Below are 13,677 nucleotides of genomic sequence, written 5' to 3' on the forward strand. Positions count from 1 at the left end.
GCCGCGGCGGGCGGCGCGCGGCACCTCGCGTCGGGCCGATACGCGTCACCGCCCGGCCGCGGCCCGCTCGCGCAGGCGGCGTGCGGAGGGGCGGCTTGCCGGGCCGAGCCGGCCGACGGCCTTGAGTATGTGCCCGGGCGGCAGCTGCCAGCGCACCCGGGCCGGCACGGTGCGCAGCAGCCGCCCGGCCGCGCGCAGCCGCCGGTCGGTGGCCGCGGGCGAGGGGACGGGCCACCCGTACAGCTCGTGCGCCCAGGGCGGCAGCGCGGCCCGTGCGGTGCCCGCGACGGCCCCCCACACCGCCAGCCGGGCCGGCAGCAGCGGCCAGGGCACAGGCGGCGCCTTGAGGAAGCCGGTGACCTCACCCGATTCCGGGGTGGCCGCCAGCTCGGGCCGCACCCTGTCGAAGTAGCGGGCCAGCCCCCCGGTGTCCGCCGGGACGTCCGCGGGGTCGAGGCCGACCAGCCGGGCCGCCTCGCGCTGCTCGTCCACGTAGCCGTCGGCCTGCGCGTCGGTCAGCGGGTAGCCGGAGCGGCGGGCGACCTGGAGGTAGGAGTCGATCTCGGCGCAGTGCACCCACAGCAGCAGGCCGGGGTCGTCGACGGCGAAACGCTCCCCGGTGCCGGGATCGGTCCCGCCGAGCCTGCGGTGGATGCCGCGGATACGGGCGCCCACCCGCTCCGCCGCGGGCGTGGTGCCGTAGGTGATCTCGCCGACGAAGGACGCGGTCCGCAGCAGCCTCCCCCAGGCGTCCCGCCGGAAATCGGAATTCTGCACGACCCCGCGGACCGCCCGTGGGTGCAGCGCCTGGAGATAGAGCGCCCTGACGCCGGCCACCCACATGACCGGGTCGGCGTGCAGCTGCCAGGTCACCGAGTCGGGTCCGAAGAGCCCTGGGTCGGCTTCACGCATGACGGCCTCCTTCCTCGGCCCACGGTAACCGCGCCGGCCCCGCCTGCGGGGCCGATACCGACCGCCGGGCACCGCGGTGCACCGCCGGCGGACGCCACGTGGTGCCTGCGGGCCGGCGGAAACGTAGTCTGGAGACCTCCATGGGTCGTGCGGACGGAGTAGCTGATGAAGATGCTGATCAACGTCGCCGAGAACGTGGTCGCCGACGCGCTGCGCGGTTTCGCCGCGGCGCATCCCGATCTGACCGTCGATGTCGAGCGCCGGCTGATCGTGCGGCGCGGCGCGCCGTACGAGGGAAAGGTCGGGCTGGTCTCCGGCGGGGGCTCGGGGCACGAGCCGCTGCACGGCGGATTCGTCGGCAAGGGCATGCTGGACGCGGCCTGCCCTGGTGAGGTCTTCACCTCGCCGGTGCCCGACCAGATGGTGCGGGCGGCGGCCGCCGTGGACAGCGGCGCCGGGGTGCTCTTCATCGTGAAGAACTACACCGGGGACGTGCTGAACTTCCAGATGGCCGCGGAGCTGGCCGAGGACGAGGGCGTGCAGGTCGTCAGCGTCCTGGTGGACGACGACGTGGCCGTGACCGACAGCCTGTACACCGCGGGCCGCCGCGGCACCGGTGCGACGCTCTTCGTCGAGAAGATCGCCGGCGCCGCCGCGGAGGAGGGCGCGCCGCTGGACAAGGTGGCGGCACTGGCCCGCCAGGTCAACGCGGCGTCCCGCACCTTCGGTGTGGCGCTCAGCGCGTGCAGCACACCGGCCAAGGGCGGCCCGACCTTCGACCTGCCGGACGGCGAGCTGGAGCTGGGCGTCGGCATCCACGGCGAGCCGGGCCGGGAGCGGCGGGCCATGATGACGTCAGGCGAGATCGCCGACGTCACCGTCGAGGCGGTGGCCTCCGACCTCAACCCGGACGGCCCCGTGCTCGTCCTGGTCAACGGGATGGGCGCGACACCGCTGCTGGAGCTCTACGGCTTCAACGCCGAGGTGCAGCGCGCGCTGGCCGAGCGGCGGATCCCGGTGGCCCGCACCCTGGTCGGCAACTACGTGACATCGCTGGACATGGCCGGCGCCTCGGTCACGATCTGCCAGGCCGACGAGGAACTGCTGCGGCTGTGGGACGCGCCGGTCTCCACTCCCGGCCTACGCTGGGGCTGCTGACCGTGGCCACCGCCGGTGCCCGCCGGCACCGCACCGGGCCGGCGGCAGACCGGCATCCATCCCGTACCACCGGCGAAAGGACCGCGCGACCGCGATGAACGCAACCCCCGACCCCGAGACGCCGGTGGACGCGGCCTTCCTGCGCCGCTGGCTGGACACGGCGACCTCCGCCGTGGACCGCGAGGCCGCCATGCTGACCGAGCTGGACTCCCCGATCGGCGACGCCGACCACGGTACGAACATGCGGCGCGGCTTCCTGGCCGCGCGCACAGCGGTCGAGCAGGAGCCGCCGCAGACCCCCGGCGGCGTGCTGGTGCTCGTCGGACGGACGCTGATAAGCACCGTCGGCGGTGCGTCGGGGCCGCTGTACGGCACCCTGCTGCGGCGCGCGGGCAAGAACCTGGGCGAGGAGCAGGCGGTGTCGGCTGCCCGGCTGCGGGACGCGCTGCGCGCCGGGGTGGACGGGGTGGCGACGTTGGGCGGCGCGGTGCCGGACGACAAGACCATGCTGGACGCCCTGCTGCCGGCCCTCGACGCGCTCACTGCCGCCCTGGACGCGGGCGGCAGTGCGGCGGACGCCTTCGCCGCGGCGGCCGCCGCCGCCGAGGACGGCGCGCGGGCGACCATCCCGCTGCGGGCCCGCAAGGGCCGGGCGAGCTACCTGGGTGAGCGCAGCATCGGCCACCAGGACCCGGGTGCCACCTCGTCCGCGCTGCTGATGGCAGCGCTGGCCGACACCGCCAAGGAGGCCGTATGACCGCCCCGCTGGTCGGAGTGGTGCTGGTCTCGCACAGCGCCCAGGTGGCCAGTGCCGTCGCGGACCTCGCGGCCGGGCTCACCGGCGGCGGCGGGGACGTGCCCGTCGCCCCGGCGGGCGGCGGCCCCGACGGCGGGCTCGGCACCAGCTCCGACCTGATCGTGGCCGCGGCCCGAGCGGTGGACCGCGGCGCGGGCGTGGCGGTGCTCGCCGATCTGGGCAGCGCCGTCCTCACCGTGAAGGCGCTGCTCGCGGACGACGAACTCCCTTCGGGCGCCCGGCTGGTGGACGCGCCCTTCCTCGAGGGCGCCGTCGCCGCGGTGGTCACCGCGTCGAGCGGCGCCGACCTGGACGCGGTCGCCGCGGCGGCCGCTGACGCGTACACCTACCGCAAGACCTGACCGGGGCGCACGGAACGGCCCCCTCCGCGCCGGGCGAGGGGGCCGTCAGGTGCGCCGGTCAGCGCCCGTAGACCAGCAGGGTGCGGACCATGCGGCAGGTGGTGTCCGAGGGCTCGTGGACACCGATCCGCTCGGCGGTGTCGCGGATCCGCCGGTTGCCTGCCTGGCCCGGCTCGTAGACGCCGGCATCGAGCAGGGCTATCACCAGGCGCATGGTCTTCAGCCGCCGGTTGTGCGCGACATACCAGGCGCGCGGGCGGCCTGCGGGGAGTGGCTTCCTGGGTAGTGGAGACTTCGGCGGGGACAGTACGGCAACAGCCATCGGCATCCTCCTGCGGCGTCGGCCGACCCTTTCGAACACTGTCCATTTTACCGCCGGGCACTGACAAAGTCCGCTGGCCAGACGGCATTTGGCGAATACGTGTGCGACCTGCCGCCGGGTCGGCCCGGCGGCACTCCCCCGGCCGCCGCGCCGGGTGCCCCGCCCCCGCCCGTAGTTGCGGCAGAGCCGCGCCCGGTCAGCCGGCGACCGCCGCCGGGCCGCCGGGAGTCGCGTCCTGAGCCGCCCGGATCTCCTCGTCGCTCATCGGCAGCCCGTGCGGGTTGCCCGAGGCGCCGTCGAACTTCCTGACGAACAGGCAGCTCACCACGCCCAGCGCGAGCACTCCCACGGAGACCAGCAGCGTCGGTCCCATGGCGTCGATGAAGCCGTGGCCGAAGACCGAGCCGGCGGCGTCCTGGATCCGGTGCGCCGCATCGGCGGGCACGTTCTTCTGCACCTGTCGGCCCGCGCCCCCGGACGCCACGTCGAGATGCCTGCCCGCCGTGTCGAAATTCCGCATGAAGGACTGCCGGTAGGGAGCCGGCACCTCACCCGCGTGCCGCGCGGCCTGTTCCTTGAGCGCCGAGGCGAACCGCCCCTGGAGCACCGCGCCGACCACCGCGCCCGCGAGCACCGAACCGACCTGCCGCAGCGCGTTGTTGACGCCCGAGGCGGCGCCGGTGAGCTTGGGCGGCACATTGCGCATCGCCTCCGCGGCCATCGGCGCGAAGGTGCAGCCCGTGCCCAGGCCCATGATGAACAGCGGGCCGACGACGCCGGTCCAGCTCCGGCCGACGTCCGCGACCGCCATGATCCAGGCCAGGCCGCCGCCGAACAGCGACAGGCCGGCCATCAGGATGTACTTGGCGCCGAGCTTCTCGGCGAGCACCGCGGCCGGCCCCGCCGTCACGAAGGTGCCGACCGACAGCGGGAGCAGCACCACACCGGCCTTGAGCGCGCTGTAGCCGAGCACCGACTGGAGATAGACGGTGATCGGCAGGAACAGCCCGACGATGCCGAAGGAGATGGCGATGCCGACGAAGTTCATGATGGTGAAGTTGCGGTCCCGGAAGAGCGAGAACGGCACCAGCGGCTCGTTGTCCTGCTGGCCGCGCTGGTGGAGCACGAAGATCGCGCCGACCACCGCGGCGGCCGCGACGGTGGCCCAGATCCAGCGGTTCCAGTCGTACTTCTCACCTTCGATCAGGCCGAACGACAGCAGGAAGAGCGCGATCGAGGACAGGACCACCCCCGGTACGTCGAAGCGGTGCCTGACGGTCCGTACGGGCGCGGGGAAGAGCAGGACGGCGCCGATGACGCAGACCACGCCCAGCGGGATGTTCACGAAGAAGATCCAGCGCCAGTCCAGCCTGGTGACCAGCAGGCCGCCCACCGTCGGCCCCGCCGCGCCTGACACGCCCGCGACGATGCCCCACACGCCGAGGGCGACCCCGCGCTTCTCGGCAGGGAAGACGTCCACGACGAGCGACAGGGTCTGCGGCAGCAGCAGGGCCGCGCCCACGCCCTGTACGGCCCTGAAGGTGATCAGCTCCCCCGGGCTCTGCGACAGGCCGCAGGCCAGGCTGGCCAGGGTGAACAGCCCCACACCCCAGATGAAGAGGTTCTTCTTGCCGTTCAGGTCGCCGAGCCGCCCCGAGGTGATCATCAGGACGGCCAGCGCGAGTGTGTAGGCGTTGGTGATCCACAGGATCTGGTCGAGCGAGGCGTCCAGATGGTCGACCATGTCGGGGATGGCGATGTTGACGATGGTCAGGTCGAGCAGTGTCATGAAGAACCCGATGGACAGCACCGTCAGGATCGCCCACGGGTTGCCCCGCAACTTGTTCACAGTCTCCTCCTCGCCGCGCGCGTGACAGGCGCTCACGGCCTCGTGGTCGTACGAGGCGCGGGTCCCGTCGGGACGGGCCCGCGGCTCGTACGCGGTGAGCCCGGTGCGCTTGCGCGCCCCCTCGGCTCCATGACCCCGAGAGGTGCGCGGCGCGGCGCGATGTGACATCGCGCTCCGGCGGTGAGGTGTGGATCACACGGCGGGCGGGGCCGCGGCTGCGGCCCCGCGCGGGGTCAGGGAGCCCGGTATCCGCGATCGGCGAGCCCGGGTACGGGCGCGGGGGCGAACCAGGTCGGGTCGTTGCGCAGCGCGAGCTCGATCCGGCCGCGGGCGATCGGGCCGAGCGGCGGCAGCTCGTCCGGCGCGAACCAGCCCACGTCCAGCGACTCGTCGTCGTTGACCCGCGCCTCGCCGCCGACCGCGCGGCAGCGCAGCACGATGTCGATGTACTGCGCCCGGTCGCCGTTGCCGTAGACCACGGGTTCGTTGGTGAAGACGCTCAGCACCCGCTCCACGATCGCCGCGACGCCGGTCTCCTCCTCGATCTCGCGCACGGCCGCCTCCGCGGGCTGCTCGCCGGGGTCGGGGATGCCGCTGATCAGTGCCCACTTCCCGGTGTCGGCCCGGCGGTTCAGCAGAACCCGGCCTCGGTCGTCGAACACCACCATCACCACGCCCGGCATGAACAGCAGCGTGTCGCCCGCCTTGGCGCGGATGTCCAGGATGAATTGCGGAGTCGCCATGGCGAGAGCCTACGAGAAGCGAGGTGAACGCCACATCTGCACCAGGTTTCCCAACGTGGACATCGTTGCTGCGCAAGTGTCCACAGCGGCCCCATCAGCCGTTACGGTGGCCCGACAGGAAGCGCCCAACGCGGGGAGCGCGGGTGTGACGGCACCCCGTCACGTCCGCGTGGCGTCAGGGGGTAACGGGGGCATGGACACGACGGCCGGCGGCACGCCGGGCGCCACCCGCGCGGGCCGCGGCGACGGATCGCTGCACGACAGCGGCACCGTGCGTCGGAAGGGCGGCGGGGCCACCGACGCGGTCGGAATCGTGGTTCTGGTCTGCTGCGCCGTCTGGGCGCTGGCCGCGGCCGCCGGGCGGTCGGCCCGGCCCGAGGGCACCCTGCTCGCGCTGCTCGCCGTCACCGCCGGCTACGCGCTCGGCCGGATCCTCGGCGCGCTGCTGCCCGTCCTGGCCCCGGCGACCGCGGCAGGGGCGGTGCTGGCACTGGTGCTCATACCGCCGACCCGGCTCTCCGCACACCCGGACGCACCGCCGCTCGGCTACCCGAACGCCGACGCGGCGCTGCTGGTCCTGGCCGTAGGCGCCGCCTGCTGCGCCGCGTGGGCCGCCCGGGGCAGCGCGCGGCGGATCGCGCTGCGCTGCGTGGGCGCGGGCGCGGCCGTGACGGCCCTGGCGCTCGGCTCCGCCGCCGGCTTCGCGGCGGGCACCGCGGTCGTCCTGTGCTCCCTGGCCGCGGCCCGTATGCGCGGGCGGCTGCTCGGCCTGACCGGGCTCGCGCTGGCCGCCGCGCTCGTCGTCGGCGGCAGCTGCGCGGTGGCGGTGGACGCGCTGCCCGCGGGACTGTCGGAATCCCTCACCGGCCAGCTCACCCAGCCCCGGGTCGAGCTGTGGCACCAGGCGGTCACCCTCACCGAGCACCATCCTCTGCGGGGCGTGGGGCCCGGGCGCTTCGCCGACGAGGCACCACCCGCCACCGGACCCGTGCCCGCCTCCGACTCCCCGCAGTCCGCCCCGCTCCAGCTCGCCGCCGAGCAGGGCATCCCCGGTGTCGCCCTGCTGGCGGTGGCCTTCGGCTGGCTCCTCACCGCGCTGTGGCGCTCCCCCCGGCCGACGCCCGTGGTCCTCACCGCCGCGGCCAGCCTCACCGGTCTCGCGATGCTCGCGACCGTCGACCACGTCCTGAGCTACGCCGTCGTCACGGCAGGCGCCGGCTTCCTGTCCGGCGTGGCGACGGCCCACCCGCTCAGCGACGAGGCCTTCCTCCCGCCCACCTGAGCGGCCCCTGGTGCCGGCGCCGACCGGGCGCGGACGGCCGGGAGGACGCAGCGGCCCTCCAGCGCGGGGAGCGGGCCCTCAGGTGCCCGACAGCGGCCTGGCCCGCAGCCGGAGCAGATCGCCGATCGCCTGCACCGCGCCCTCGGGGTCGTCGACCGTGACGGTGAACCGGTGGCCGGCGACGACGTCGATGATGATGCCGGGTCCGCGCCGCACGATGACGGCCGTGCCCTTCTCGGGGCGCCAGCGGTAGCCCCAGCCGCCCCAGCTGCGCGGGCTGATCAGCGGGACGAGTCTGGCGCCGCTGACGTCCTCGAGCGGGATACGGCGGCGCGGAAGTCCGATGTGGCCGCAGCGCACCTCGACGCACTCCCTGTCGACCTGCACCTTGACGTGCGTGAAGGCGACCGTGCCGAAGATGATCAGCAGTCCGACCGCGAGGCAGCCGACCACGGACATCACCAGGGGTACGAGGTCGGTGGTGGCGGGCTGGTCGACGGCCAGTTCGACACCGAGCGCGAGGCAGGCCGCGCCCACCATGGCGAGGACCCACTGCATGCGGTTGCTGGCGCGGCCCGTCCACACCTGGGGCGCGACGGACTCCTGTCGGGGAGCGTGCGTCATGCTCGAAGCGTACTCATACGGCACGCATCGGGCGCCCTGTGACGTCAAGCCGTGGCGGGTGTCACGGCGAGAGCCGCACCCTCGGCGTACTGCGTCGCGACGGCCGGCAGCGCGGCACCGCGCCCGTTCAGCAGCACTTCGAGGCCGCCGACGGCCCCGCCGCCCGGTCCGCCGCCGGCGGTTTCCGCCGGCTCCGCCACCGCCGCGATCCTGCGCAGCGCCTGCGCGGCCACGGCGTCGGCGGAGCCGAAGAGCGCCGCGCCCGGCACGGCCGCAGCGATCCGGTCGGTGACCAGCTCGTAGTGCGTGCAGCCGAGCACGATCGCGCGTACGCCCACCGGGGTCAAGGCCGCCGCCGCCGCCACCGCGGCGGCCACCGCGTCCTCGTCGCCTGCCTGGACCGCGTCGGCGAGACCGGGGCACGGCACCTCGGTGACCTCGGCGCCGTTGCCGAACTCGGCGATCAGCTCGCGCTGGTAGTCGCTGCCGGTGGTGGCGGGCGTCGCCCAGATGGCGACCGCGCCGCCGCCGACCGCCGCCGGTTTGATCGCGGGCACGGTGCCCACCACCGGCAGGGCCGGCTCCAGCGCGGCCCGCACCGCGGTCAGCGCGTGCACGGAGGCGGTGTTGCAGGCGACGATCAGCGCGTCGGGGCCGCGTTCCGCCGCGGCCAGCGCGCACCTCAGGGCGCGGTCGCTGACGTCCTGCGCGGTCCGCGGCCCCCAGGGCATGCCCTCCGGGTCGCACGACAGCACCAGATCGGCGTCCGGCCGCATCCGCCGTACGGCCGCGGCAGCGGCCAGCAGCCCGATTCCGGAGTCCACGAGTGCGATCTTCACGCCCTCACCCTATGCGGCGCGGCGGCCGGGCCACCGCCCGGCACCCGCCGTGCGGCAGACTGCCGCAGGTGACGGTGATGACAGTGATCGCAGGGCTGTCCCTGCTGGTGTGGATGTGGCTGCTGCTGGGACAGGGCTTCTTCTGGCGCACGGACGTACGGCTGCCGCGGCACACCGCGGAGCCGTCCGCGTGGCCGGCCGTGGCCGTCGTGGTGCCCGCGAGGGACGAGGCCGCGGTGCTCGGCCTGAGCCTGCCGTCGCTGCTGGCGCAGCAGTACCCGGGGCGCGCCGAGGTCTTCCTGGTCGACGACGGCAGCACCGACGGCACCGGGGACGCCGCCCGGGGACTGTCCGCGCGGCACGGCGGGCTGCGGCTGACCGTCACCTCCCCCGGTGAGCCGCCCGCGGGCTGGACGGGCAAGCTGTGGGCGGTGCGCCATGGCGTCGCGCTCGCCCGCGAACGGACCGGGGCGGAATTCCTGCTGCTCACCGACGCGGACATCGCGCACCGGCAGGACAGCCTGCGGGCCCTGGTGTCCGCGGCGGTCGGCGCGGACCTCGACATGGTGTCGCAGATGGCCCGGCTGCGGGTGGAGACCGGGTGGGAGCGGCTGATCGTCCCGGCGTTCGTCTACTTCTTCGCGCAGCTCTACCCCTTCCGGTGGATCAACCGCCGGCGCTCCCGCACCGCGGCGGCGGCCGGCGGCTGCGTCCTGATCCGCGCCACCGCGGTCGACGCGGCCGGGGTCCCGGACAGCATCCGGCAGTCCGTCATCGACGACGTGGCCCTCGCACGGGCCGTCCGGGGCTCGGGCGGCCGGATCTGGCTCGGCCTCGCCGACCGGGTCGACAGCATCCGCCCCTACCCGCACCTCGGGGAACTGTGGCGGATGGTCTCGCGCAGCGCCTACGCCCAGCTGCGGCACAGCCCGGCACTGCTCGCCGGCACGGTGGCAGGGCTCACCCTGATCTACCTGGTCCCCCCGGCCGCCGCGGTCGGCGGCGCCGCCACCGGCTCCTGGGCCGTGTGCGGCCTGGGCGCCGCCGCGTGGGCCGTCATGACGGCGACGTACCTGCCGATGCTGCGCTACTACGGCCAGCGGCTGTGGCTCGCCCCGACGCTCCCCTACACCGCCGCGCTCTACCTCCTGATGACGGTCGACTCGGCCGTCCAGCACCACCGCGGCCGCGGAGCGGCCTGGAAGGGCCGCACCTACTCCCGCCCCGACCCGACCTGACGCGTGCACGCCCACACGCCCCGGCCGGAAGTCCGCGTCGGAGGGCAGGCGTTGCCCCGGCCTGGCCACCCCGCGGGGGTGGGCGTGATCGGACCCTTGCGGGTCAGAACGTGGCCGGGGTCCACACCAGACCCCACCCGTACGCGTAGTCGACGGTCCGCTGCGGGCTGACCCCCTGCCGAACTGCGAGGTGGCGGGCCTCCCGCCGGACGCGCAGGGCGTCCCCCTCACGCGTGAGCAGCAGCAGCACGCAGGCGGTGGACTCGAGCCCGCTGGGGTCCAGGGCGAAGTCCTGTGCGGGCCCGTGGTCGGGCCGTACCGTGACCGTGCCGTGGACGTCGGCGAAGCTGCGCCCGGTGCCGCGCAGCGTGAGGTAGACCAGCACGCGCCGGAAGCGCACCGCCTGGTCGAGGTTGACGGTGAGCCGCGCACCGCCGCCGTCGCGTTCAACGTCGAGCCGCACGTACGGCGGCAGCCGCAGCGCACCGGCGGCACCGCCGAGCGGCTGGACGACCCCCTTGAGGCCGTCGGCGAGTTCGTAGAGAGCGCACAGGTCGACGCCCGCCCCGTCGCCGCCGTCCGCGTCGAAGGCGATCCGCAGCAGCCCGGGGCCGACGCACGTGCCCTCCGGCGGCAGTACCACGGGGGCGGGCAGTGGCCGGCGCGGCGCGGCGGGCAGGAGTGGCCGTGCCAGGGTCACGGCCCGCAGCCGCCACCCGTCGCCACCGCCCTCCTCGCGGTGGCACTCGGCGACGACGAGCATCCGGCCGCCGGTGACACCGCCGCAGTCGAGCCGCACCGGCTGCCTGCCCTCGACCAGTGCGCACAGCCGCAGGCCGGGGATGCGGCCGAGCGGGCCGCCCTCGGCGCGTATCGCAAGCACCACCGCGGTGACGTCCTTCCCGACCGACGCCAGGTCCACGAGGAGGGCGTCGACAACCGACCCGTCGTCGGATTGCTCCCGGGTGTGGGTGACCGCTCCCGACTCGTGCCGCGGCACCTCGGCGTCGACCAGATCCCCTGCGCCGCGCGGCGCCCCGTCGGCGAGCAGAAGCGCGCACATGTCGGCACGAGGTATGCCAGGACCGGTCCCCCGTCCGAACTCCAACCGGACTTCGGCGGTCGGCAACCGGACACTCTCCCCCCTGCGCAGCAGCATGGCCCCCCTCCTCCGACCCGTCTCGAGCCCCCGGCAACCCCTCGGACGCATGCCTTTTACCTGATCACACCATGCCGTGCTGACCGGTTTCCGGGGATTCGCTCATATTGGGGACTTGGTGCCGCTCCCCGCCTGCCAAACAACCCTCTAATCGGTCTCCCCAACGACCACATCGTGGGCTTAACTTATGGCTCATGACCACCCCCCGCGGTTCGTATGGTGGCGGCTACGGCGGCTACTACCCCTCGTCTTCGTCCTTCCCGGACACCCCGATCTACGACAGCCTGGTGGCCGAGCGCGGTACACCACAGATCGCCCCGATCCGCGTGCCGTCGCCTTACTCGGGCTACGACACGGGACTGGCCAACGGCTACAGCGGCGGCAGCAACCTCCCGGCGCTGCCCGCGCTTCCCGCGCTGCCGTCAGGACCGTCGTCGCCGTCCTACCAGCAGCCGCAGCCCGCGGCGCAGGGCGGCTACCCCAGCGGCGGCTACCCGCAGCAGCCGGCGCCGTACATCCCGCAGCAGGCCCCGCCGCGCGGCGGCTACGGCGGTGGCGGCTACCAGAACGGCAACGGCTACCCGTCGATGCCGCCGCAGCCCTCGCCCAGCGGCTACGAGGCGGCCCGCCCCGTACCGCCCCGCCCGGTACCCCCGCGGCAGGCTCCCGGGGGGCACCCGGAGGAGCAGTACCCGCGGCGCAACCTCGGCCAGGGCGGCGGGGGCTACTACCAGGGCTGATTCCCTTCACGGCGAGCTGAGAACATGGCGTGGTGACCACGCCCAGACTCAGCGCGCTGCGCATCTATCCCGTCAAGTCGCTGCGTGCCGTCCGCATGCAGGAGGCGGTCGTGGAGCCGTGGGGGCTCGCGGGGGACCGCCGCTGGATGCTGGTCGACGCCGGCACCGACTCCGCCGTGACCCAGCGGGAACAACCGCGCCTGACGCTGCTCGCCGCACTGCCCGTGGGGGGTGGCGGCCTGCGGCTGACCGGACCCGGGCAACCGCCGCTCGACGTCGCGCCGCCCACCGCCGGGCGGCTGCGGAGGGTGCGCCTGTTCACCGGGAAGTTCGACGTTCTGCCGGCGGGCGACCGGGCCGACGCCTGGTTCTCCCGCTTCCTCGGCACGCCGGTGCGGCTCGTGCACCTGGACGACCCGGCGGTACGGCGGCCGCTCGACCCCGATCACGCGGCGCCCGGGGAGACCGTCAGCCTCGCCGACGGCTTCCCGCTGCTGGTCACCACCACTGCGTCGCTCGACGCCCTGAACGCGCTGATCGCCGCGGGCGACCGGGCCGAGGAGGGCCCGCTGCCGATGGACCGCTTCCGGCCCAACCTGGTGGTGGACGGCACCAGCCCCTGGGCCGAGGACGATTGGCGGCGGGTGCGGATCGGCGAGGTGTCCTTCCGGGTGCCCAAGCCCTGCGCCCGCTGCGTGGTCACCACCACCGACCAGAGCAGCGGCGCCCGCGGCAAGGAGCCGCTGCGGACGCTTGCCCGGCACCGCAGGATCGGTTCAGGACTGGTTTTCGGCCAGAACCTGGTGCCCGAGCGATCCGGAACCCTGCGCACCGGCGATCCGTTTACTGTGGAGTAACGGGTCGATGCGTCGCACCCTCGGCCTCAGCGGGATGCGGGACAGCACGCATGAGTCGCGCCGTTTGCGGTAGTTGAACGGGTGAAGGGGGTGGTCGGCCATGGCTCGTCCCAAGAGGCTCACCAAGAGCTGGTGGCGGTGGCGGCGCAATCCGCTGCGCCGGCGGTCGGACGTCGTGGAGGCATGGCTGGGCGCGGTCACCGCGCTCCTGCTCTGCACCGCCCCGCTGATCGGCTGGTGGGCGGGGCAGTCCGTCGACCGCACCCTGCACCGGGTGGCTCGCGACCAGCGGGCGCAGCGGTCGCTGGTGCCCGCCGCCGTGGTGGAGTCGCCCGCGGCCCCCGGCACCACTGCGGCACCCGGCGCGGCGAAGGCGGCGGCCGCCACGGCCGGCACCGATCCGCGGCACGGCGACATGCTGCACTGGATCGCCCCCGACCGCTCGCCGCACACCGCGAAGGTGCCCGCGGGCCTGGAGGTCTGGCGCGGCGACAGCCTCCTGCTGTGGACGGACAGGACCGGCGTCCTGGTCCCGCCGCCGCTCGACGACACCACGGCCTCGACGCACGCCGTACTGGCGGGCGTCGCCGCGGGCAGCGCGGCCGGCGGTGCGCTGCTGATGTCCCGGCAACTGCTCGTGTGGCGGCTGATGCGGCGCAGAATGGACTCCTGGGAGCGCGAATGGGCCGCCGTCGGCCAGGACTGGGGCCGGGCCGGCGCCGACGGCTGACGTGACGCGTGTGGCTCCGCCGCCGGTGGCGGTGTCCACCTGACGGGTGGTCGGCAACGACCACCC

The 13,677-nt window shown here is 74.5% G+C and carries 15 protein-coding genes; 8 read left to right on the forward strand and 7 right to left on the reverse strand.

The annotated features are described in order from the left end of the window. Positions 1 to 45: 45 nt before the first annotated feature. Entirely contained in the window at positions 46 to 912 is an 867-nt protein-coding gene (locus ACGFMP_RS30145; protein WP_393676280.1) for an oxygenase MpaB family protein, read from the reverse strand. 165 nt (positions 913 to 1,077) lie between these two features. On the opposite strand from ACGFMP_RS30145, the gene dhaK reads away from it, so the two are divergent. The 3 genes from dhaK (at position 1,078) to ACGFMP_RS30160 (ending at position 3,228) form a co-directional block, all read left to right on the forward strand. Further along, positions 1,078 to 2,070 carry a dihydroxyacetone kinase subunit DhaK gene (dhaK, locus tag ACGFMP_RS30150; protein ID WP_393676281.1) on the forward strand — a complete coding sequence of 331 codons (993 nt, stop codon included), beginning with the start codon at positions 1,078 to 1,080 and terminating at the stop codon, positions 2,068 to 2,070. A gap of 94 nt (positions 2,071 to 2,164) precedes the next feature. Further along, positions 2,165 to 2,827 (forward strand): dihydroxyacetone kinase subunit DhaL, encoded by a 663-nt coding sequence (dhaL, locus tag ACGFMP_RS30155; RefSeq protein WP_393676282.1) that lies wholly within the window; start codon positions 2,165 to 2,167, stop codon positions 2,825 to 2,827. After that, on the forward strand, positions 2,824 to 3,228 hold the full coding sequence (locus ACGFMP_RS30160; RefSeq protein WP_393676284.1) for a PTS-dependent dihydroxyacetone kinase phosphotransferase subunit DhaM: 405 nt from the start codon (positions 2,824 to 2,826) through the stop codon (positions 3,226 to 3,228). Before dhaL ends, ACGFMP_RS30160 begins: the two co-directional genes overlap by 4 nt. 58 nt (positions 3,229 to 3,286) lie before the next feature. Here the strand turns inward: ACGFMP_RS30160 and ACGFMP_RS30165 are convergent, their stop codons facing one another. The 3 genes from ACGFMP_RS30165 to ACGFMP_RS30175 all read right to left on the reverse strand — a co-directional run bounded on the left by ACGFMP_RS30165 (position 3,287) and on the right by ACGFMP_RS30175 (position 6,142). Next, positions 3,287 to 3,550, reverse strand: a complete 264-nt coding sequence (locus tag ACGFMP_RS30165; RefSeq protein ID WP_393676286.1) for a hypothetical protein — start codon at positions 3,548 to 3,550, stop codon at positions 3,287 to 3,289. Positions 3,551 to 3,746: 196 nt separating this feature from the next. Then, a complete protein-coding gene (locus ACGFMP_RS30170) occupies positions 3,747 to 5,399 on the reverse strand; it encodes an MFS transporter (protein WP_393676288.1) in 1,653 nt (550 codons plus the stop codon). Positions 5,400 to 5,632: 233 nt separating this feature from the next. Further along, positions 5,633 to 6,142, reverse strand: a complete 510-nt coding sequence (locus ACGFMP_RS30175; protein ID WP_393676290.1) for an NUDIX domain-containing protein — start codon at positions 6,140 to 6,142, stop codon at positions 5,633 to 5,635. Between the two features lie 193 nt (positions 6,143 to 6,335). Between ACGFMP_RS30175 and ACGFMP_RS30180 the strand changes: the two genes are divergently transcribed. Further along, on the forward strand, positions 6,336 to 7,424 hold the full coding sequence (locus ACGFMP_RS30180; protein ID WP_393676292.1) for an O-antigen ligase family protein: 1,089 nt from the start codon (positions 6,336 to 6,338) through the stop codon (positions 7,422 to 7,424). A 78-nt stretch (positions 7,425 to 7,502) separates the two neighbouring features. On the opposite strand, the gene ACGFMP_RS30185 is transcribed toward ACGFMP_RS30180, so the two are convergent. Both ACGFMP_RS30185 and ACGFMP_RS30190 read right to left on the reverse strand, forming a co-directional pair. Beyond that, entirely contained in the window at positions 7,503 to 8,048 is a 546-nt protein-coding gene (locus tag ACGFMP_RS30185; RefSeq protein ID WP_393676294.1) for a hypothetical protein, read from the reverse strand. Between the two features lie 44 nt (positions 8,049 to 8,092). Continuing rightward, a complete protein-coding gene (locus ACGFMP_RS30190; protein ID WP_393676296.1) occupies positions 8,093 to 8,887 on the reverse strand; it encodes a glutamate racemase in 795 nt (264 codons plus the stop codon). Positions 8,888 to 8,964: 77 nt separating this feature from the next. Between ACGFMP_RS30190 and ACGFMP_RS30195 the strand changes: the two genes are divergently transcribed. Then, positions 8,965 to 10,125, forward strand: a complete 1,161-nt coding sequence (locus ACGFMP_RS30195) for a glycosyltransferase (protein WP_393676298.1) — start codon at positions 8,965 to 8,967, stop codon at positions 10,123 to 10,125. A gap of 103 nt (positions 10,126 to 10,228) precedes the next feature. Here the strand turns inward: ACGFMP_RS30195 and ACGFMP_RS30200 are convergent, their stop codons facing one another. Continuing rightward, entirely contained in the window at positions 10,229 to 11,188 is a 960-nt protein-coding gene (locus tag ACGFMP_RS30200; RefSeq protein ID WP_393676300.1) for a Tellurium resistance, read from the reverse strand. Positions 11,189 to 11,478: 290 nt separating this feature from the next. Between ACGFMP_RS30200 and ACGFMP_RS30205 the strand changes: the two genes are divergently transcribed. The 3 genes from ACGFMP_RS30205 to ACGFMP_RS30215 all read left to right on the forward strand — a co-directional run bounded on the left by ACGFMP_RS30205 (position 11,479) and on the right by ACGFMP_RS30215 (position 13,611). Next, positions 11,479 to 12,024 carry a DUF6643 family protein gene (locus ACGFMP_RS30205; RefSeq protein ID WP_393676301.1) on the forward strand — a complete coding sequence of 182 codons (546 nt, stop codon included), beginning with the start codon at positions 11,479 to 11,481 and terminating at the stop codon, positions 12,022 to 12,024. A 32-nt stretch (positions 12,025 to 12,056) separates the two neighbouring features. Next, entirely contained in the window at positions 12,057 to 12,881 is an 825-nt protein-coding gene (locus ACGFMP_RS30210) for an MOSC domain-containing protein (protein WP_393676303.1), read from the forward strand. Positions 12,882 to 12,981: 100 nt separating this feature from the next. Further along, positions 12,982 to 13,611 (forward strand): hypothetical protein, encoded by a 630-nt coding sequence (locus ACGFMP_RS30215; RefSeq protein WP_393676304.1) that lies wholly within the window; start codon positions 12,982 to 12,984, stop codon positions 13,609 to 13,611. Positions 13,612 to 13,677: the final 66 nt, after the last annotated feature.

The sequence above is a fragment of the Streptomyces sp. NPDC049040 genome (assembly GCF_043197715.1).
GTDB lineage: Bacteria > Actinomycetota > Actinomycetes > Streptomycetales > Streptomycetaceae > Actinacidiphila.

Bases quoted from the DNA above. Each gene is read 5' to 3' on its own strand.
- ACGFMP_RS30145 (WP_393676280.1), bottom strand. From the start codon at position 912: ATGCGTGAAGCCGACCCAGGGCTCTTCGGACCCGACTCGGTGACCTGG.
- dhaK (WP_393676281.1), top strand. From the start codon at position 1,078: ATGAAGATGCTGATCAACGTCGCCGAGAACGTGGTCGCCGACGCGCTG.
- dhaL (WP_393676282.1), top strand. From the start codon at position 2,165: ATGAACGCAACCCCCGACCCCGAGACGCCGGTGGACGCGGCCTTCCTG.
- ACGFMP_RS30160 (WP_393676284.1), top strand. From the start codon at position 2,824: ATGACCGCCCCGCTGGTCGGAGTGGTGCTGGTCTCGCACAGCGCCCAG.
- ACGFMP_RS30165 (WP_393676286.1), bottom strand. From the start codon at position 3,550: ATGGCTGTTGCCGTACTGTCCCCGCCGAAGTCTCCACTACCCAGGAAG.
- ACGFMP_RS30175 (WP_393676290.1), bottom strand. From the start codon at position 6,142: ATGGCGACTCCGCAATTCATCCTGGACATCCGCGCCAAGGCGGGCGAC.
- ACGFMP_RS30180 (WP_393676292.1), top strand. From the start codon at position 6,336: ATGGACACGACGGCCGGCGGCACGCCGGGCGCCACCCGCGCGGGCCGC.
- ACGFMP_RS30185 (WP_393676294.1), bottom strand. From the start codon at position 8,048: ATGACGCACGCTCCCCGACAGGAGTCCGTCGCGCCCCAGGTGTGGACG.
- ACGFMP_RS30195 (WP_393676298.1), top strand. From the start codon at position 8,965: ATGACAGTGATCGCAGGGCTGTCCCTGCTGGTGTGGATGTGGCTGCTG.
- ACGFMP_RS30200 (WP_393676300.1), bottom strand. From the start codon at position 11,188: ATGTGCGCGCTTCTGCTCGCCGACGGGGCGCCGCGCGGCGCAGGGGAT.
- ACGFMP_RS30205 (WP_393676301.1), top strand. From the start codon at position 11,479: ATGACCACCCCCCGCGGTTCGTATGGTGGCGGCTACGGCGGCTACTAC.
- ACGFMP_RS30215 (WP_393676304.1), top strand. From the start codon at position 12,982: ATGGCTCGTCCCAAGAGGCTCACCAAGAGCTGGTGGCGGTGGCGGCGC.